Annotated in this window: 1 protein-coding gene; it reads left to right on the top strand. The window is 45.1% G+C overall.

The features are described 5' to 3' along the window. Positions 1-355 (top strand): transposase (locus tag FZ040_RS13870; protein ID WP_187620362.1); only part of this gene is annotated, 355 nt, incomplete at its 5' end. Positions 356-512: the final 157 nt, after the last annotated feature.

Raw genomic sequence — 512 nt, 5'->3', positions numbered from 1 at the left:
CTGTCCGGTAAAAAGTCAATGTATACACGGAAATCACTGCAAGACTCCGCTGGAAGAGCGAACCAAGAATATCGAAGTATCCAAACGGTTCCAGCGCCAGCGGCAGGAAGATCTGGAACGGATAACCTCACCGGAAGGCATCCAGTTGCGGGTAAATCGCAGCATCCAGGCCGAAGGAGCCTTTGCCATGGTAAAAGCAGATATGACCTTCCGTCGATTTTTAACCCGTGGCAATAAAAATGTCCTTGTGGAAACGATGCTGTTGGCTATGGCTTATAACATTCAAAAGCTGCACTGCAAAATACAGGCAGAAAAGCTTAATCGGCACCGAATCCTTGTGGATAACGCTGCTTAAAAAATCAAAGAGCGCAAGAAACAAAGACGATTTTCAGACCGTCTAGTGTCTTGCGCCCAAAATTCCTGTATTTTGCTCTTACTTTTAAGATATCGTCAAGTTGAAAAGCTAATGGGGCTGTGCATAAGTAATTTCTCACTCATGCAACAGCCCCTTT

Source organism: Pseudoselenomonas ruminis (genome assembly GCF_008271295.1).
Taxonomy (GTDB): Bacteria; Bacillota; Negativicutes; order Selenomonadales; family Selenomonadaceae; genus Selenomonas_A; species Selenomonas_A ruminis.
Note: the sequence above shows the minus strand (reverse complement) of the source record. Positions and strands in the feature narration are given on the sequence as shown.